Consider the following 18631-nt stretch of genomic DNA (forward strand, 5'->3'; position numbering starts at 1 on the left):
CCGCAGCTTTGCGATCCGTGCTGACCGATTTGTTCAGCGTGGCCGACAGCGGGCGCTGCCGGGTTATGGTTCGGTCCGGTTCCTCGACATTTCTTCATAAGGATGACCAAAATGCCCACCTTCTGCAAGAACAAATGTCACAAGTTTTTATAATTATCTCAGGTTCATGCTATCGAATGCAGATGGAATGTAAATTACACAATTTGTCTAGCCTAATTATCTAATGAATTAGTACGAGTGGATGGTTCTGATCGCGCTTGATTCGGCGGCAATTGGAAAATTGACAGGTCCTGTCGATTGACAGGTCAAACGACTTGTGCAACCAAGCGAACTATAGATTCGATTGCATTGCATAACCAAAACAATCCGAAAAATTCGACGGGCCGCAGCGGAACCACTTCAAATGGGGGAAGCACAATGCCGCTCGTATCCGGATCGAACTCCTTCGAAAGCGCCAAGCTGCCCAAGGGCTTCAAGTCTCGCGGTCTCGTCAAGACACGGACATCGATCAAATCGCCCGACGGGCATATGGTCTCGCCGATCGCGGGAAATCGCTTTGCCTGCATCGACGATCCGGAAGCGGTGGATGCGCGCCGGATGCGGCTCAACCCCCAAGCCGCCGAAAACCTGGTGGGGATTGTGGTCCGCCCGCAGTCGGGCGTGCCGACGATCGCGGCTGACGGCGCAAGCCTGATCTGCGAGGGCGTCGAGCTCAAGAAGGGCAAGCGGCTCGTCTTTGCCTTCAATTTCATGACTTGGGGTGACATGCCCTGGAACGACTTCGCGACATTCGAGGCGCTGCCCACCAATCCAGGATCCTACGGCCTGCAACGTCATGTCCTGTGCGATCTGGCGGATCTCGCCACGGCGGGGAGGCGCGCGTCCGACTGGCGGCTGGTGACGTGGACTCTGGCAGACGACTTTACCGGTACTCTCACCTGGACGGTGGCGAACGGGCAGGAGATCACCGACTGGACGCTGCTTGACCCCGCGGCAGAGGCTTTCTCGAACCCGCCGGCGCTGCTCATCGATGACATCAGGGTGTTCTGACAAGACCGACAGGGGAAACGGCATGCCGATCTGCGATCCGATCGACCTCCGGGTTCTGCGCAAGGTTGCGCTGGCTTTGTTCCTGGCTTGCCTTTCGGCCTGCGCGGCCGGGCCCCAGGAGATCACCAGCACCCGGCCCATGATCGAGGATTCTCGACCTTCGGGGCGGACGGTGGTCGCCGACGTCGTGGCGATAAACCAGCCGCTGGTTTACAACAGGTTCGGCTCCACCAACCCGTGGGGCATGATCTATGCGCTGCGCCGTGACGCCCAGCTCGACGACGATGGCCGGATGGTGCTCAAGTCCGATCACCGCCCGCGACCGCTGGTCTTGCGCGTCGCGGCTGGCGACGTACTCGAGATCAATTTCCAGAACATGCTCAGGCCGCTCGTCCCGCAAGACGAACGGGAGGACGACCTCATCAGTGGACCGCGAGCTGTCGATCCAGCGCCCGAGCCCGACGACGGGATCACGGTGCCCGATCCGCCCAACGATCCCCGTACGCGCCGAGCCGGCATTGCTATCGTCGGTCTCGAGGCCGTCGACGGCAACGACCCGCTGGCGACCGGCCTGATCGGCATCGAGCCGGGCGCGCGGCAGACGTATCGCTTCAAGACATCGCGTCCCGGTGCCTATTTCTTTTCCAGCCTTGCCGCCGTCGCCGGCGGTGAGGGCAATGGCGGATCGCTGACCCACGGCCTTTTCGGGATGGTCATCGTCGAGCCGCGCGGGGCGAAGTTCTATCGCAGCCAGGTCGACGAGACGGCACTCGCGTGCGCGCGCGGCACTCGCACCGCGTGTGCCGCCAATGCGGGGGTGCCCGGCTACGTCAATTATGAGGCTATCGATCCCTCCGACGGCAGCCCGGTGCTCAACATGCTGGCCGATCGCGGGGCCAACCGCGCCGAGATCGTGCACGGCGACCTGACGGCCATCGTGGTCGATCCGGAAGCGGCGGCGCATGTAGGCCAGCCGGCCACCGACGGATCCCGCTCTGGCAGCAGCGCCTGGCGCGAGTTCGCCATCATGTTCCATGACGAGCTCAAGACCGTCCATGCGCCGGAGTTCGCGATCCTCAATGAACCGAAGACGGACGATCCGATCGCCCTTGCCCGCAACAAGCAGCTTGCCGGTATACGCGACGGGTTCGCAATCAATTATGGTGCCAGCGGTGCGGGCACGATTGTGCTCGCCAATCGCATGGGCAAAGGCCCGGCGAAGAATTGCGTGGACTGCGCCTACGAGGAGTTTTTCCTGCAGAGCTGGGCAAACGGCGATCCGGCACTCTTGCCGAATTATCGTGACGATCCGAGCAATGTCTATCACAGCTATCTTGGCGACCGGGTGAAGTTTTACAACGTCCATGCCGGCCCGAAAGAAACGCACGTCTTCCACCTTCACGCGCACCAGTGGTTGTCGCAAAGCGCGGGGAGCCGGGGCAACTACCTCGACAGTCAGACGATCGGACCGTTCCAGGCATTTTCGTACGAGATCTATTACGGGGGCACCGGCAACCGGAACCTGACGCCTGGGGACTCGATCTTCCATTGCCACCTCTACCCGCACTTCGCGCAAGGAATGTGGGGGCTATGGCGCGTCCACGAAACGCTCGAGGATGGCACCCGGGCTTTGCCCGACGGCGGCGGCATGGACGGCATGTGGGAGGGGCTGGGCACCGATCCCGAGACCGGACTGACGAGTGGAGGAACGCCCATTCCCGGGCTCGTGCCGCTGCCCGGACAGGCGCTTCCGCCCGAACCGACTTACCTCGCCACCGCGGGGGACGACGCGATGCCCGGGTATCCTTTCTATATCGCGGGCAAGCGTGGATACCGCGCACCGCAGGCGCCCATGGACATTTCCGAGGACGGCGGGCTGCCGCGCCACATCACCGAGCTGCCCGATGGCATCACGATCGCCCAAGCGCGCGAGGTTCAGCCGATCGAACACGCGCTTGACCAGGCGGACCTGACTTTCGCGATGGAAGCGGTCAAACTTGCCATCCTGCCGCAAGATGGAACCCGGCTCGAAAAGGCGGCGATGAAGTTCCATGCCCATTCCGGGGGGCGCATCACGCGGCCCATGTCCGACAATCTTGGCCTGACGGCACCGGGAGGGTTCCTCGTGAACGGCTTACCCTCGGCACCGGGAGCGCCCTTCGCGAATCCCTGTCCGGAAGAGCCTGGCCAGGCCGATCACTGGGTCAACGGCCTGCCGTCTAGGATGACCGGGACACGCGAGTACAAGGTCTCTGCGATCGAGCTCGATCTGGTCGTCAATCAATACGGCTGGCACGACCCGCAGGCCCGCATCAACGTGCTCGACAACCACGTCTCCGAATATGAAGGTGAGAAACGCGCGGCCGATCCCTTCTTCTTCCGCGCGCGCTCTGGCGAATGCGTGGTATTCCATCACACTAACCGCACCTCGGGCCACACCGAGAAGGACGCGTTTCAGGTCAAGACGCCGGTCGATACCATCGGTCAGCATATTCACCTGGTAAAGTTCGACGTTACCGCATCGGACGGTTCGGCCAACGGCTTCAATTATGAAGACGGCACGCTCGCCCGCGACCATATCGGCGAGCTCCTCAAGGCGGCCAACAGCGCGCATGGCGCGGTCGATTGGAGTGCTTCGGGCCAGACGCCGCGCACGCTGGCATTGAAAAACGATGCGGCCGGAAATCCTGTCTACCAGACGACCACCCAGCGCTGGTGGGCCGATCCGCTGCTCGACGAGGCACAGCGCGACCGTACCATCTCGACGGTCTTCACCCACGACCATTTTGGTCCCTCGACCATCCAGCAGCACGGGTTCTATTCAGCGCTGCTGATCGAGCCCAAGGGGTCCACGTGGCTCAAGCCGGACGGCACCCGGCTCGAGGAGTCGGAGAACGGGCCCGCAGTGGGTACCCAGGCCATAATTCAGACCCCGCCTCAGGACGATGTGGCGCCAAACCTGATCGGCAACCGTCGCGAGTTCGCCCTCGCCGTCGCCGACTTCGCGCTGCTGTGCACCGACGCCTTCACGCCGAGCGACGCGCAGCCCGCCTGTCCGAAGCAATTTGCGGTTGCCCCTCCCAAGCGACCGGAGTCGATCTCGGTCGACCACCACGACCCCTACATGTTCAACTATCGTCACGAACCGATCCCGCTGCGGATCGCGACCACCCAGGGTACCGGACGCTGGCACCAGCGTGACGGGACGCGCGGGGACATGGCGTTCGTGTTCGATACGGCTACCCATGCGGCAAATGTGGGAGGCGATCTCTCGACGGTCGATACAAGGCGCAACCACGTTCCGGGCGATCCATCGACCGAAATATTCGAAGCCTACGAAGGTGACCCCATCCAGGTTCGCCTGATCCAGGGCGCGCAGGAGGTTCAGCACGTTTTCACCGTCCACGGGCAGGTGTGGAAGCGGCAGCCCGCGTCCGACGAGCCGACTTGGGTCAGCGCCCAGGAAATCGGCATTTCCGAGCATTTCGAGATGGAGATCAACCGGCTCAACTTCGCCGATGGCGTGAGGCTGGAGGACGGCATCGTCGATCGGCAGTACCACGCCGGAACGCAGGACGCGCTGTGGAACGGGGCCTGGGGCTTCTTCCGCAGCTACGCCAGCCCTGCACAGACGCTCGATTTGGCTTCGCCGGGGAAGGACGATCCCATCCGTTGCCGCTTGGCGCCGGTTTCGGCCCCCGTTCGCATGTCGGACCTGGCCCCCGACAGCGCCTGTAGTGGACGCTCTCCGGTGATCGACGCCGCCGCCGCTACCGCGATCTCGCCCTCGCCCTTGGTGCGCACAAAGGGTCTGTCGCAGGTCGGCAGCCTGCGGCCTGACTTCACGCTCACCGCACGCTTGTTCTGCGTCGAGGCGATCAGCGACACCCTGCCTTACAACTCTCGCGAGAATATCTCGGACCCTTCAGCCGTTCGCTTCGTCCTGCGGCGGCAATCGGTGTTGCAACTGTCGCCCACCGACCCCGCGCCGCGCTGCCCGAGAAGAGCACGACCGACACGTGCGGGCGACGAACTCCAGATCGAGGGCGCCGCACGACAGCTTTCGGGCGAAATGGCGCCGCTCCCGGGGGTCGAGCTGTCAGTCCCTCTCGATGAAAGGCTGCCGCTTGTCCTGCGCATGAAGTCTGGCGAACTGGGCATCATCAACGTCGCCAACCATGTCGGAACGCTGCAGGCGACCGCCGACAACGCGATCCTGCCGCCGGTGGTCTCATGGACGGAAAACGACCGCAACGTCGCGGCCGACCGGCTTGTCCCCAGCCAGACTGTGAGCATTCACGCGGCCATGGTCAGCTATAACGTCCACAACAACGACGGCGCGCGGGTAGGCCTGAACAGCCGCTCCGGCTCGAATCCCTCCCTTATCGGCAGCGCTTCCCCCGATCCAAACGAACTGGAGGGACAGTCGACCACGCAGTTCTACGCCGGCCTCATTCACAACCAGTCCGACTCCGGACCTGCGGGAACCGTGAGCTTCGAGCCGTTCGCGACCAGGAAGGGCCTTGTCGGGTCGCTGTCCTCGATGGCCGATCCGATCCGGCACCCTTCGATGGGGCTCGTTGGCGCTCTCGTCATCGAGCCGCAGGACGCCGAGATCGTCTCCGAAACCGTGGGCGGAACCCGCGCCCGCATATGCACTGGAAAAGCGGGCGGCGCGGACGCGCGCGAATGCTTCGAGGAGGCGGTGATCGTCTATCAGGACGGTCTCAACCTCAAGAAGGACGGCAAGTCCATACCCGATTGCCACGTCTGCGACGACAGCTACGATAGCGGTGACGTGGCGTTCAACTACCGCACCGAGCCGCTCTTCGCACGCGCGGGGATAGACCAATTCGAACAGCGCGAACCCAATCCCGAATCGGGTCGCAGGCAACTGGTCGATCTCAACAATTACGCACTTGATCCTTGTCTCCTGCTGCCGGCGTACAAGCCGGTCGAGACTCCCGTCATCAAAGTCGAGCCCGGCGAGAACCTGCTCATCAGGCTGGTCCACCCCGGCGGGCGGGCGCGCCAGCGCGCGTTCGTCACTTACGGCCACCGCTACGACGAACGCGACCTGAAAGGCTTCGGTTCACCATCGGCCGCTTTGATGGCCCCGCAGAAATCGATGACCGCCGACCTTGGCCCGATCGCGCCTGGCCGATGGCTTTACCGAGATGGCGCCGGACAGTTCGTCGCGGGCGGCGCGTGGGGATATATCGAGGCTGGCGACGAGATTGCCCAGAGCTGCCCGGTCGCCCCGGCTCCCGCGGGACCATGAGCGGGGCGAACACGTCCTCCCTCGCGTTCGTGGCGATCGCGGCACTCTCGTTGCTTGCGGGCACGCGTGGGTTCGCCGAAGACGGTCCGGACAACACGATCGTCTCGGTCGACATCGAATCGAAGGACGGTGGCGCTGCGAAGGCCGGACAGCCGGTCACCCTGGCGATACGGGTGCGGGACCCGGCAAGCGGCTATCCCATCACGGGGTTGACCCCAGCCGCCTGGTTTGTCCCCGACATCGGCAACGGCGCGACGTGCGAGGAGTGGGTCAACCGCCTTGCGGGCAGCCCGGTCCCGCCGCCCGGTGTCGCCGATCTCAATGGCTATGACATCATCCAATTGGCGAAAGACGGCTCGCTGGCCATCATCGACCCACGGCTCAATCTTGCCACCGCGAACATCCGGTCGCTGACCCGCCTATCCTCTCTTCCCGCCCATTGGGCGATCAATCCCGGCGGATCGATCCTCGCGATGGTCCCCGGCGATGCGCCCTCGAAGATCAGGCTTTTCGAACACAGTCCCATCGCAGTGCGCAATGAGGTCGAGGCGGGCGCCGGGGTCGTATCGCTTACCGCAGGCGAAGAGGACGTGCTGGCCGGAACCGCCGACGGTCGCCTGTTGCGCATCTCGCCCGAGGGGACCGTGCTCGGCCAGATCCCGCTCGGGTCGGGAGCGGTGGTCCTTGCGCGGGGTGACGATGGTGGCCTCGTCGCACTGGCGCAGGACGGGCACGGCCTCATCGCGGGTGATGGCGGAAAGTCCGTGAAGTTCGCAGGTGTTGCGGGCGGTGCCCGGTCAGTCGCCTATTCGACGCTTGCCGACGGCGCTTACATCCTTTCCGCGGACGGTCGCAGCCTGTCCATCCTGCACCGTGACGAGCCGGGGCGGATCTTCACCTTGCCGCTCGAAGCGGAGGCGTCGCGCATCGTCTCCAGTCAAAATGGCCAGTGGCTTGCTTTGCCCGCGGCGGACGGTCGCTCGGTGGCGATCCTGGATACGCGAACGGGATCGGTCCGCTGGACCATTGGCGCTGAGGACCCGGTGCGCGATGTGCTTTTCTCCGACAGCTTTCTCTACTTTACCCACGCCCGGGCAGGCGGCGTGACCCGGGTCGTGTTCGATTCCGACGGCGATGCCCCGGGCATCGCCATGATCGCCGCGGGAGAAGCCGCCGCGACGGATCGGGAGAAGAGCCCCATGCCTCTTCTCGTCCGGGTGCCGGGCAACGGGATCATCGCCGCCAGCCCTGAGCGGCGGGTCGGCTTCATGGTTGCAGAAGATGGCGCCCAGGCGGCGATGTCCTCGCTTCCCTTGCTCGCCGGGGATACCGCCGGACTCCTGCTGCGCTATCGCGGTGTGCACGAGGTCGGGCACGAGGGCGAATACCGTGCCGACTTCGTGCCAGAGTACGGCGGCCGATACCTCGCCGTGGTGCGCATCGACCAGCCGAACCTCGCCCACTGCCGCAAGGTCGCGTTCGCCGGAGCAGCCGATCCCGCGCTCGCCCGGCCAACGGCCGCGGCAGTGGGTCCGTCCGCCGTGCCCCGGCTCATGGCTGCCCCCCACGTGGGGGATGGCGAGGTTCGCTTTGCCGTTGAGGGCGTGCCGGATGGGACGCGTCTGCTCAACGCCGTTTTCATGTCCGAGACGGGCACATGGCATCGCTTCGTTGACGTATTCGACGATGGCAAGGGCCACTTCCGCTTCCGGACCAACATACCTGGCAGCGGTCGCTACCGCTTCTACGCCGAGCTGTCCGGACAGCACGCCGGGGAAACGCTGGCGCTCGATGTGCCGGTATCGTGAAGGAGTATGCCGTGACCCGATGCAGCCGCCGAAGCTTCGTTGCCGGAAGCCTTGCCGTCACGACCGCCGGGCTCTTGTCCGGATTGCCGCTCAGCGCCGGGGACACCCGCGCCGCGCGCCTGCCCGCGCGCCTTTTCGAAATGACGCTTACCGAGGCGCGCACGCGCAAACGCATGAAGCTGCTGCGCGACGCGATGGGAGATCGCGCGGTCGCGCTCAACTTCATGTTCACCGGCTGCTCGAGCGTCTGCCCGATGCAGTCGCTTCTGCTGTCCCGAACGCAGAAGCTCCTGGGCGCAAAGATGGGCCGCGAGGTTGTTTTCCTGTCGATCTCGCTCAGCCCGATAGGCGATACGCCCCAGAAATTGACGGCCTACGCGAAGGCGCATGACGCTGGCCCGGGCTGGCTGTTCTTGGCCGGCGACTTCATTGAGACCAACCGTCTGCAAAAGGGCTTCGATGCGTTCGAGCCTAATCGCAACAATCATCCTCCGGTCATTCTGGTCGGTCGCGCCAACTCTGCCAAATGGACGCGGCTGTATGGCATGCCAAAGCCAGAGCGGATCGCGAGCGAGCTTAATGCGTGGCTCTAGCCGATTGATATTGATCGTGTTTATGGGGTTGCCTTTGTCCAGCAACGCCAGCGTGCCGGATCTCGAAACCGGACGCTCGATCTACCAGCATGGCATTGGGCGTGACGCGATCGGTGTCGAGATATTCGGCGAGCGCGTCGAAAACGCGGCCACTTTCACCTGCGCAGCGTGCCATGGCGAATACGGGGCCGGCGGCAGCGAGGGCGGAATCGTCGCGCCTTCTCTCATCGTCGATGAGCAGATGTCTGGCGAAACGCTGGAAGCGTGGCTCGGGTCGGCCCTTGACCTCGGCGGAAGCCCGGCATCGGAACGGACGTCCGGAGGGAAGGTCGAGCGGATGCCGCGCTTCCGGATGAGCGCACGCGACCGATCCGCCCTGGCAAGCTACATCCGGACGCTGCCCAATCCACCGGTCACCGGGTTGACGAACGACACGCTCGTCGTCGGCTTGGAAACGACCGGCACGGGCCTTGACGAAGCCGGACGGGCCGCTCTGATGCACGAAATATCCGGCTTGTTCGGCAAGCTTGCAGGATACGGCCTCCTGGGTCGGCGGATAGAAGTTCGTGACGTGACAGGGCAAGGCCCCAGGGCCGAGGTTTTTGCCGCGATTCTCTGGGATCCGCGCGCAGCGATCGAAGCGCCCTTGCGAATGTCGATCAGGCCACCCGTTGGCACGGGGGAGCAGGGCCTGTGCGCGAGCGTCCAGCCTTCGCTGGCCGAGCAATATGAGATGCTGACGCTCTATCTGGACCGGCGCAAGGTGCGATATTGGACGATCTGGAGCGGCGCCGAGCCGCCTTTCGAACTGCCCCTATCCGCTACGCCGCAGGACGCGCAAGGATCGGACGACATGGTCGAGATTCGTCTTGATCCCGGACATGATCTTTCTGGTGCCAAGCCCACATATGTGTTCGCCGACCAGGTCGGCGCTTCGGCATCTAACGTGCAGTCGCCAGGCCTGCATCTGCTCGTGCCGGCGCGGATAAGCGAGCAGGAACGCGCGGCGAAAGATATCCTGAGCCGAAATCCGGTCGATCCCCGAAGCGCGGGCGCCATCGCAATGATCAGGAACGCCGCCCAAGCGCTGTTCACCACCCTTGCGCGATCGGGCCGGAGAATCTCGGTGCGCGCGGCATGCGAGGATCTGGCAAAGGCATCGAGGCGCCTCTATCACCTCGACGACATCCATGCCGGCAACATAGTCGCAATCGATCCCTAGCTCGCCGATCGGTGGTGTCCCGGCAGAAGCGCGCCAGGAGCTCGTCGGCCTTTTGACCGCCGCGCATTGTGCAGAGCCACGGCGAAAGGCGGATCATGCCGCGTCATGCGGCCCATCCCCGGATTGGCGTCGTCAGCCGTTTCCCAGCCGACCCTTCAGGGTCGCCTTGTCCAGCATGCTGTCAGCCAGGAGCCGCTCCGGCTTGCCGTTTTCGTCCTCCAGTTGCCGCAACCGACGGACATCGGCCCCCCATACCGGCGTACTTCGCCTTCAGCTTGCAAAAGGCCGCGCTGGATGCCTTGCGCAAAAGCGTCGCAGCCCTGGTTTAAAGGCCGGTGATGGCAATGCCCCATCTTGCCGATTTCGATGAAAGTTTCGGGGCCCGAACCGGCCGATGGGCCGGCGGACGGGCTCAGGCGGGTTCGACGGCCGTGCGCATGTCGCATTTGCGCGCGACGTCGAGGAACGCCTCGACCAGCGGGGAATCGTCGTCGCTGCGCCAGATAATCGACAGGTCCGAGCTCAATTTCTCTTCAGGCTTGAACCGGCGATAGACGACGCCAGGTAGCTGCAGGTTCTGCGCCCCCTCGACCACGAAGCACAGCCCAAGCCCGCTGGAAGCAAGCGCCACCGCCGTTACGGCATTATCGACCGACTGGACGACATTGGGAACCATCTCCCTCTCGTGGAAGAGCCGCATCAGATAGCGGGTGAAGCCGCTGGGACGCTGGACGCGCGGATAGAAGATCACCGGCTCGCCATCGAGATCGGGAAAGCAGATCGCCGATTTGGCGGCCAGCGGATGGGCTGACGGCACCGCCAGCATCATCTCCTCCGAATGCAGCGTTTCCCACTCGAGGCCCGGCTCCCTTTCGAAAAAACGGTTGAGGCCGACGGCGATGCGCCCGTCGCGCAATGCCTCCAGCTGGGTTTCGCGGTCCATGTCGTGGAGGATGATCTCGACCTTGGGATAGATCTCGCGGAATGCCTTGATGATGCGCGGCACGGTGTCGAGCACGGCCGAACCGAAGATCCCGACATCCAGTCGCCCCATCTGCCCTTCGCCCGTCAGCTTGGCGCGGTGGGCCGCGCGTTCGAGCGTTTCGAGGATATTCTCGGCATCGCGGAAGAAGGCCGCGCCCGCGGTCGTCGGTTCTACCCCCCGGTTGCGGCGGATAAGAAGTTCGGTGCCGATCGCATGCTCGAGTTGCTGGATCTGCCGGGTCAATGGCGGCTGCGAGATATGGATTGCCTGCGCCGCCGAACGGAAACTGCCATGGCGAACCACCGCTACGAAATAGCGCAATTGGCGGATGTCGATGGAGCTGATGTTCATGGGTCTTGTGATACCTGATCCGTATATCAGAGGCCAATAATCTGTATTGGACGGTTCAGGTCAAGCCCTTTAGCCAATATCCAGAAGCTGGCGCTGATGTGAAGAACGGCCAGACGGGAAGGACAGTTTGGAAATGGTCGACACCCCTGTCATCGACAAGACCGCAGCGGCTCGCGCCGCGCGCTTCCGTCATTTTATCGACGGCGAGATGGTCGAGAGCGCGGACGGACGCATGTTCGAAAAGCGCCGCCCGTTCGACAATTCGCTGGTCGGTATGGTCAGCGAAGCAGGTCGCGCCGAAGTCGATGCCGCCGTGATGGCCGCGCGCAATGCCCTGAACGGCCCGTGGAAGGGCATCAGTGTCGAGGAACGCTCCGACATGATGCGGGCAGTGGCCGATGGCATCAACAAGCGCTTCGACGATTTCGTCGAGGCCGAGTTCAACGATACCGGCCAGCCCAAGACCATGATGAGCCACGCCTTCGTTCCGCGCGGGGCGGCCAATTTCAAGTCATTTGCCGATGTGGTGAAAAGCGTTGCAGGCGAAGCCTTCCAGACGCCGACTCCCGACGGCGCCGGGGCGATCAACTACTCGATCCGCAAGCCCAAGGGCGTGATTGGCGTAATCTCCCCTTGGAACGCGCCCTTCCTGCTGATGACGTGGAAGGTGGCCCCGGCGCTCGCTTGCGGCAATACGGTAGTGGTCAAGCCGTCGGAGGAGACGCCTGGCACCGCGACGCTGCTGGGCGAGGTGATGAACGATGTCGGCATTCCCAAGGGCGTCTATAATGTCGTCCACGGCTTCGGCCCGGAATCGGCGGGTGCCTTCCTGACCGAGCACCCGGAGGTCGACGCGATCACCTTTACCGGCGAAACGCGCACCGGTACCGCGATCATGAAGGCCGCTGCCGTCGGCACCCGCGACGTTTCCTTTGAAATGGGCGGCAAGAACAGCGCGCTGGTCTTTGCCGATGCCGATATCGACAAGGCCGTCGAAGGGCTGACCCGCTCGATTTTCCTCAATTGCGGGCAGGTCTGCCTTGGCACCGAACGCGTGCTGGTCGAGCGCCCGATCTTCGACGAGGTCGTCGCCCGCATGAAGGCGGTGGCCGAAAGCCTGCGCCCCGGCCACCCCGAAGACAAGCATACCAATTTCGGCCCGCTGATCAGCCAGGAACACCGCGACAAGGTCCTGTCCTATTACGCCAAGGCCAAGGCCGAGGGCGCGACCATCGTGACGGGCGGCGGCGTTCCTGACCTGCCGGGCGATCTGGCCAAGGGATCATGGGTGCAGCCCACGATCTGGACAGGGCTTGCCGACGATGCCTCGCCCGTGCGCGAAGAGATCTTCGGCCCGTGCTGCCACATCCGCCCTTTCGACAGCGAGGGAGAGGCGGTCCGCGTTGCCAACGATACCGAATATGGTCTCGCCACCAGCATCTGGACCAGCGACCTGTCGCGCGCGCATCGCGTCGCCCAGGAAATCGATGTCGGCATCACCTGGGTCAACAGCTGGTTCCTGCGCGACCTTCGCACGCCGTTCGGCGGTTCCAAGCAATCCGGCATCGGTCGCGAAGGCGGGGTCCACAGCCTCGAATTCTATACCGAGCTGCGCAACATCTGTGTGAAGCTCTGATGGCACTCGACACGACCCTGATCACCCGCGCCGGCGACGAGCTGTATGACGCGTTTCGCGGCAATACGACCATCGCCCCGCTGCGCGAGCGGTTCGAAGGCATCGACATCACCGATGCCTATCGCATCCAGGAACATTTCATGCGCCGTCGCTATGCGACGGGCGAGGCCATCGTCGGCAAGAAGATCGGCGTGACGAGCAAGGCCGTGCAGGAAATGATCGGCGTGTTCGAACCCGATTTCGGCCAGCTCACCGATTACATGGAAGTCGAAAATGGCGGGACCATCGACCTCGACCGCGTGATCCAGCCCAAGGCGGAGGCGGAGATCGCCTTTATCCTGAAAGAGGATCTGGTCGGGCCGGGCATCACCCCCGCCGACGTATTGCGCGCCACCGATCACGTGCGCACCTGTTTCGAGATCGTCGACAGCCGCATCACCAACTGGGACATCCGCATCCAGGACACGGTTGCCGACAACGCATCATGCGGCAAGTTCGTGCTGGGCGAGGACAAGGTCGATCCGCGTGACGTCGACCTGACCCTTGCCGGCCTGCTTGTCGAAAGGGATGGTGAGCCGGTCGCGACCGGTGTTGGCGCCGCCGTGCAAGGGTCCCCTCTCAACGCCGTTGCATGGCTTGCCAATACGCTCGGTCGCCTCGGTCTCCCGTTCCGCGCGGGCGAAGTCATTCTCTCCGGCTCGCTCGCGCCCCTTATTCCCGTGAAGCACGGAGACCGGCTGGTCGCCCATATCGGCGGCATCGGATCGTGCGAGGTGGGTTTTGCCAACGGCGGCGCCTTGGCCGCAGCAAAGAGTGGGGAGGCCGCCAATGCTTGATGCAGCGACCCTTGATGAAATGGCCGACATCGTGGCCCGCGCGCAAGCCGCGCCGCATACGATGCCGAAACTGACCGACAAGCACCCCGGCATGACCATCGAGGACGGCTATGCCGTGCAGGATCGCCTTCTGGCGAAATGGGAGGCCGAGGGCCGCAGCCTGATCGGGCTGAAGGCGGGCCTCACCTCCAAGGCCAAGATGGAGCAAATGGGGGTTTCCGAACCCAGCTTCGGCATATTGATGCGCGATACGCTCGACCCCGAAGGCAGCGTGATCCCGACCGACCGCCTGATCCACCCGCGCGTGGAGGCCGAGATCGCCTTTGTCATGAAGGACGAATTGTCGGGCGAGAACGTCACCATCGACGAGATCCTCGACGCGACCGACTATATCCAGCCCGCTATCGAGATCCTCGACAGCCGGTTCGAGAAATTCAAGTTCGACCTTGAAAGCGTGATCGCCGACAATGGCTCTTCCGCCCGCTTCGTGATGGGCGGCCGGGCGCGACGCCCGCGCGATGTCGATTTGCGCACCATCGGCATGGTCATGGAAATCGATGGAGAGATCGTCGCATGCGCCTCATCCGGCGCGGTGCTGGGCCATCCGGCGCGTTCGATCCAGATGCTGGTCGCATGGCTTCATGGCCGTGGCCGCACGCTGCCAGCAGGCAGCATCGTGCTGACCGGCGGCGCGACCGAAGCGATCGCGATCAAGCCGGGCAATGCGGTCTTCGCTCGGTTTCAGGACATGGGAGAGATCAGTGTCCGGATCGGTTGAACAGAGGGGGGAAGACTGATGCCGATCATCTCCGTCGTGATCGCCGAAGGGCGCAGCTGCGAGCAGAAGCGCGATTTCTGCCGCCGGCTGACCGATGCGGCGGTGAGCGCCCTGCTGGTGCGGCCCGACCAGGTGCGCATCGTGCTGCAGGAAACCCCGCTTGAGAATTACGCCGTCGCCGGCATCACGTTTGCCGAGCGCGAGGAAACCGCCCCGAAGGGACAGGCAGTATGACCCCCGAGCAAACCAAGAAGGTAAGATGCGCCATTATCGGCCCCGGCAACATCGGGACCGACCTCCTTTACAAGCTCATGCGGTCCGACGTGCTGGAGCCGGTGTGGATGGTGGGCGTCGATCCCTCCTCCGAAGGCCTGGCCCGTGCCAGGGACATGGGGCTGAAGACCACGGCCGAAGGCGTCGATGGCATGCTGGACCATGTTCTGGACGATGGCGTGCAGATCGCTTTCGATGCGACTTCGGCCTATGTGCACCCCGAAAACAGCCGCAAGCTGAATGCGCTGGGCGTGCTGATGGTCGACCTGACACCCGCGGCCATCGGACCGCTTTGCGTGCCGCCCGTCAATCTGGCGCGGCTGGCGGGTGAAAAGGTGATGAACGTCAACATGGTCACCTGCGCCGGGCAGGCGACGATTCCGATGGTGAATGCTGTCAGCCGCGTACAGACGGTCGACTATGCGGAAATCATCGCTACGGTCGCCTCGCTCTCCATCGGACCGGGCACGCGCAAGAACATCGATGAATTCACCCGCACCACGTCGAATGCCGTTGCCAAGGTTGGCGGGGCAGGGCGCGGCAAGGCCATCGTGGTGGTAAACCCCGCCGAACCGCCGCTGATGATGCGCGACACCGTCTATTGCGAATGCGCCGAGGAACCCGATCAGCAGGCGATCACCGAATCCGTGCACGCCATGATCGCCGAAGTGCAGAAATATGTGCCCGGCTATCGCCTCAAAAACGGCCCGACCTTCGACGGGCGCAAGGTCGCGATCTTCCTCGAGGTCGAGGGGCTGGGCGACTTCCTGCCCAAATATGCCGGCAATCTCGACATCATGACCGCCGCAGGTGCCCGCGCGGCCGAAATGTTCGCACGCGAGATCCTCGACGGCTCGATCACGCTGACCCCCATTCCCGCAGAGGAGGCCGCCTGATGGTCCAGACACTCCAAGGCATGCCCACCATGCAGTCGCAGATTGCGGGCAAGAGCGTGAAGCTTCACGACATGTCCCTGCGCGATGGCATGCATTCGATGCGCCACCAGATCCCGCTCGCCAAGATGGTCGAGATCGCCAAGGGTCTCGATGCCGCGGGCGTGCCGCTGATCCAGGTCACGCATGGTGATGGCCTTGGCGGTTCGTCGCTGAACTATGGCCGGGGCCTGCACAGCGACGAGGACTATCTGCGCGCGGTCGTGCCCCAGATGAAGAACGCGGTGATCTCGGTCCTGCATGTTCCGGGGATCGGCACGCTCGATGAATTGCGGATGGCCGCCGATTGCGGCGTGGGCTGTGTCCATGTCGCCACCCATTGCACCGAGGCGGATGTCTCCGAACAGCATATCGGGCTTGGTCGCGAACTGGGACTCGACACCGTCGGCTTCCTGATGATGGCGCACATGACCCCGCCCGAGGCGCTGGTCGAGCAGGCGCTTTTGATGGAAGGCTATGGCGCACAGACGATCTATTGCGTCGACAGCGCCGGTTACATGCTGCCGGACGAGGTGACGACGCGCGTGACCCTGCTGCGCGACGCACTGAAGGGCGAGACCGGCATCGGTTTCCACGGGCATCACAATCTGGGCATGGGCATCGCCAATTCGCTGGCCGCCATCGCGGCGGGCGCGACCCGGATCGACGGCAGCGCCGCCGGCTTCGGCGCGGGCGCGGGCAATACCCCGCTCGAGGTGTTTGCCGCCGTGCTCGAACGCATGGATGTGAAGACCGGGGTCGACACGTTCGCGCTGATGGACGTGGCCGAAGACCTTGTCTTGCCGATGATGCCGAAACCGCCGCGCGCGGACCGCGATTCCCTCACGCTCGGCTATGCGGGCGTCTATTCGACCTTCCTTTACAACGCCAAGGAATACGCCGCGAAATACGGCGTTCCGGCGCGTGACATCCTTGTCGAACTGGGCCGAAAGCGCATGATCGGCGGACAGGAAGACATGATCGAGGACACTGCGCTCACCATGGCGAAGGAACGCGGCCTTATCGGCCACAACGGTGCGCCAAAGAGCAAGGCGGCGATCGAAGCCTAAGCATTCACGCCGGATAGGACCCGACAAACGAGGTCCGCCGGCACCATGGGAGAAGATTGATCGTGACGACAGGCGAATTCCGCGACGAGGACCTGAAAAGCAGGGCTCGCGCGCCATCCTGGCGCGTGGAGATCGCCGGCTCGCCGGCTTTTCCCTGCCGCGAAGACCAGAACGTGCTTGAAGCGATGCGCCATGCGGGACTGAACCCGCTGGCGATCGGTTGCCGGGGCGGCGGCTGCGGCGTGTGCCGGGTGCGCGTGTCCGACGGCGAATATTTCGCCCGCCCGATGAGCACCGCCTGCGTCCCGCCCGAAGAAGCGATCGAGGGCCTTGCCCTGGCCTGTCGGATCATGCCGCGCACCGATCTCAAAATGTCGGCGGCCCCGATGGACCGCTGCTGCAAGCCAAAGGCGAGGAAGGCGGCATGAGCGGCCCTTGCGCCAGCGAGTTGCAGCAGGCCCTGTCTGCAGGAGTGGGCAAAGCCGAGGAACTGGGTTCAGCGGTCTGCATTTCAATCTGCGATGCAGGCGGCAATCCGGCCGCGCTGATCCGCATGCCCGGCACGTTTCTGGCATCGACCGGCATCGCCATGGACAAGGCTTATACCGCCGCCAGCTTCGGTCTTTCGACCCGCGATTTCAGCGCCATGCTGGAAGGCGAGGAGCGCGGCGTGCGAGACGGGCTGCTGCGTACGCCGAGACTATGCGAAGTGCCCGGCGGCTTTCCGATCCGGCGCGATGGCGCGCTGATCGGCGGCCTGGGGGTATCGGGCGGCAGCGCCGCCCAGGATGAAGAGATCGCAACGGTCTGCCTCGAGATTTTAGGGGCGGCTGGCGAATGACGGGAAAACGAGGAGTCTGACATGCCAGTAACCGGCATCATGCGCGTAGGCGAGGTCGCGATTCGGGTCTTTGACCTCGATGAATCACGCAAGCATTACGGCGAGAGAATGGGTCTGATCGAAAGCCACCAGGGCGACGACGACAAGCTCTATTACAAGTGCCCGGACGAGCACGACCTGTATTCGCTGGTGCTGCGCAAGGCCGACAAGCCGGGCATCGACTATATCGGCTTCAAGACGGCGCAGGATTCCGACCTCGACCATTTTGCCGAACGGCTGCGCGAATATGGGGTGGAGGTGGAGCATGTCCCCGCCGGCACTTATGCCGCCAGCGGACGTCGCATCCGTTTCCGCCTGCCGAGCGGGCACGAGATGCAAATCTACGCGCAGAAGGAGCAGAACGGCAACGGCATGCCGCTGCTCAATCCCGGCACCATACCCGACGAGGGCTATATTCGTGGCTTCCGCACCGTCCGGCTCGATCACTGCCTGCTGGGCGGGACCGACATCGACGCCAATGCGAAGATCATGATGGAAGTGTTCGGCATGACGATGAGCGAAAAGCTCGTCAGCCATGAAAACGGCATGAGCCTCGCGCTTTTCCTGACCACCTCGAACAAGCCGCATGACATCGCCTTCGTGCTGCAGCCCGAGGGAGACAAGTTCCACCATGTCTCCTTCCTGCTCGACAATGTCTATGACCTCTATCACGCCGCCGATCTGATCGGAAAATACGAGATTGCGGTCGATGTCGCGCCCAATCGTCATGGCGTGACGCGCGGGGCGACGATCTATTTCTTCGATCCTTCGGGCAACCGCAACGAGGTGTTTACGGGCGGCTATGTCCATTACCCGGATACGCCGACGCTGACCTGGGACACCAGCCAGTTGGGCAAGGCCACGTTCTCGCAGGACAACACGGTCCGGCCAAGTTTTCTTGAAGTGCTGACATAAAGACAAACTGACGCGAGGGGG

The 18631-nt window shown here is 63.7% G+C and carries 15 protein-coding genes and 1 pseudogene; 14 read left to right on the forward strand and 2 right to left on the reverse strand.

Features of this window, described 5'->3' with window-relative positions; translation table 11 throughout:
* Positions 1–348 precede the first annotated feature (348 nt).
* The 5 genes from HT136_RS17145 to HT136_RS17165 are packed head-to-tail and all read left to right on the forward strand — an operon-like array spanning position 349 to position 9954.
* Positions 349–1050 carry a hypothetical protein gene (locus HT136_RS17145; protein ID WP_214201027.1) on the forward strand — a complete coding sequence of 234 codons (702 nt, stop codon included), beginning with the start codon at positions 349–351 and terminating at the stop codon, positions 1048–1050.
* Between the two features lie 22 nt (positions 1051–1072).
* Positions 1073–6331 (forward strand): cupredoxin domain-containing protein, encoded by a 5259-nt coding sequence (locus tag HT136_RS17150; protein WP_214201028.1) that lies wholly within the window; start codon positions 1073–1075, stop codon positions 6329–6331.
* Positions 6328–8139 (forward strand): WD40 repeat domain-containing protein, encoded by a 1812-nt coding sequence (locus HT136_RS17155; RefSeq protein WP_214201029.1) that lies wholly within the window; start codon positions 6328–6330, stop codon positions 8137–8139. Before HT136_RS17150 ends, HT136_RS17155 begins: the two co-directional genes overlap by 4 nt.
* A gap of 11 nt (positions 8140–8150) precedes the next feature.
* A complete protein-coding gene (locus tag HT136_RS26330) occupies positions 8151–8732 on the forward strand; it encodes an SCO family protein (protein WP_214201030.1) in 582 nt (193 codons plus the stop codon).
* A gap of 34 nt (positions 8733–8766) precedes the next feature.
* Positions 8767–9954, forward strand: coding sequence for a c-type cytochrome (locus HT136_RS17165; protein ID WP_214201031.1), 1188 nt, complete (start codon positions 8767–8769; stop codon positions 9952–9954).
* Positions 9955–10072: 118 nt separating this feature from the next.
* Here the strand turns inward: HT136_RS17165 and HT136_RS26335 are convergent.
* Positions 10073–10249, reverse strand: a pseudogene (locus tag HT136_RS26335) (IS3 family transposase); the annotation flags it as partial.
* A 117-nt stretch (positions 10250–10366) separates the two neighbouring features.
* Entirely contained in the window at positions 10367–11290 is a 924-nt protein-coding gene (locus tag HT136_RS17170) for a LysR family transcriptional regulator (RefSeq protein ID WP_214201032.1), read from the reverse strand.
* Positions 11291–11423: 133 nt separating this feature from the next.
* Between HT136_RS17170 and HT136_RS17175 the strand changes: the two genes are divergently transcribed.
* The 9 genes from HT136_RS17175 (at position 11424) to HT136_RS17215 (ending at position 18610) form a co-directional block, all read left to right on the forward strand.
* Positions 11424–12926, forward strand: coding sequence for a 2-hydroxymuconic semialdehyde dehydrogenase (locus HT136_RS17175; RefSeq protein ID WP_214201033.1), 1503 nt, complete (start codon positions 11424–11426; stop codon positions 12924–12926).
* Positions 12926–13762 carry a fumarylacetoacetate hydrolase family protein gene (locus tag HT136_RS17180; RefSeq protein ID WP_214201034.1) on the forward strand — a complete coding sequence of 279 codons (837 nt, stop codon included), beginning with the start codon at positions 12926–12928 and terminating at the stop codon, positions 13760–13762. Before HT136_RS17175 ends, HT136_RS17180 begins: the two co-directional genes overlap by 1 nt.
* The gene (locus HT136_RS17185) at positions 13707–14540 is read left to right on the forward strand and encodes a 2-keto-4-pentenoate hydratase (RefSeq protein ID WP_246543819.1); all 834 of its coding nucleotides are present in this window, start codon (positions 13707–13709) and stop codon (positions 14538–14540) included. Before HT136_RS17180 ends, HT136_RS17185 begins: the two co-directional genes overlap by 56 nt.
* 18 nt (positions 14541–14558) lie before the next feature.
* A complete protein-coding gene (locus HT136_RS17190; RefSeq protein ID WP_214201035.1) occupies positions 14559–14774 on the forward strand; it encodes a tautomerase family protein in 216 nt (71 codons plus the stop codon).
* Positions 14771–15709, forward strand: coding sequence for an acetaldehyde dehydrogenase (acetylating) (locus tag HT136_RS17195; protein WP_214201036.1), 939 nt, complete (start codon positions 14771–14773; stop codon positions 15707–15709). Before HT136_RS17190 ends, HT136_RS17195 begins: the two co-directional genes overlap by 4 nt.
* Positions 15709–16815: a 4-hydroxy-2-oxovalerate aldolase gene (gene dmpG, locus HT136_RS17200; RefSeq protein WP_246543820.1), complete on the forward strand. Its 1107-nt coding sequence runs from the start codon at positions 15709–15711 to the stop codon at positions 16813–16815. The genes HT136_RS17195 and dmpG overlap by 1 nt, the downstream gene beginning before the upstream one ends.
* A 125-nt stretch (positions 16816–16940) precedes the next feature.
* Positions 16941–17243 carry a 2Fe-2S iron-sulfur cluster-binding protein gene (locus HT136_RS17205; protein ID WP_343222226.1) on the forward strand — a complete coding sequence of 101 codons (303 nt, stop codon included), beginning with the start codon at positions 16941–16943 and terminating at the stop codon, positions 17241–17243.
* On the forward strand, positions 17240–17656 hold the full coding sequence (locus HT136_RS17210; RefSeq protein ID WP_214201037.1) for a GlcG/HbpS family heme-binding protein: 417 nt from the start codon (positions 17240–17242) through the stop codon (positions 17654–17656). Before HT136_RS17205 ends, HT136_RS17210 begins: the two co-directional genes overlap by 4 nt.
* 21 nt (positions 17657–17677) lie before the next feature.
* Positions 17678–18610 carry a catechol 2,3-dioxygenase gene (locus tag HT136_RS17215; RefSeq protein WP_214201038.1) on the forward strand — a complete coding sequence of 311 codons (933 nt, stop codon included), beginning with the start codon at positions 17678–17680 and terminating at the stop codon, positions 18608–18610.
* Positions 18611–18631: the final 21 nt, after the last annotated feature.

This window comes from Novosphingobium profundi, assembly GCF_018491765.1.
Taxonomy (GTDB): domain Bacteria; phylum Pseudomonadota; class Alphaproteobacteria; order Sphingomonadales; family Sphingomonadaceae; genus Novosphingobium; species Novosphingobium profundi.

What these genes read in the sequence shown, in the direction of transcription:
- HT136_RS17150 (WP_214201028.1), top strand. Translation starts at nt 1,073, where the DNA reads ATGCCGATCTGCGATCCGATCGACCTCCGGGTTCTGCGCAAGGTTGCG.
- HT136_RS17155 (WP_214201029.1), top strand. Translation starts at nt 6,328, where the DNA reads ATGAGCGGGGCGAACACGTCCTCCCTCGCGTTCGTGGCGATCGCGGCA.
- HT136_RS17170 (WP_214201032.1), bottom strand. Translation starts at nt 11,290, where the DNA reads ATGAACATCAGCTCCATCGACATCCGCCAATTGCGCTATTTCGTAGCG.
- HT136_RS17175 (WP_214201033.1), top strand. Translation starts at nt 11,424, where the DNA reads ATGGTCGACACCCCTGTCATCGACAAGACCGCAGCGGCTCGCGCCGCG.
- HT136_RS17180 (WP_214201034.1), top strand. Translation starts at nt 12,926, where the DNA reads ATGGCACTCGACACGACCCTGATCACCCGCGCCGGCGACGAGCTGTAT.
- HT136_RS17190 (WP_214201035.1), top strand. Translation starts at nt 14,559, where the DNA reads ATGCCGATCATCTCCGTCGTGATCGCCGAAGGGCGCAGCTGCGAGCAG.
- HT136_RS17195 (WP_214201036.1), top strand. Translation starts at nt 14,771, where the DNA reads ATGACCCCCGAGCAAACCAAGAAGGTAAGATGCGCCATTATCGGCCCC.
- dmpG (WP_246543820.1), top strand. Translation starts at nt 15,709, where the DNA reads ATGGTCCAGACACTCCAAGGCATGCCCACCATGCAGTCGCAGATTGCG.
- HT136_RS17210 (WP_214201037.1), top strand. Translation starts at nt 17,240, where the DNA reads ATGAGCGGCCCTTGCGCCAGCGAGTTGCAGCAGGCCCTGTCTGCAGGA.
- HT136_RS17215 (WP_214201038.1), top strand. Translation starts at nt 17,678, where the DNA reads ATGCCAGTAACCGGCATCATGCGCGTAGGCGAGGTCGCGATTCGGGTC.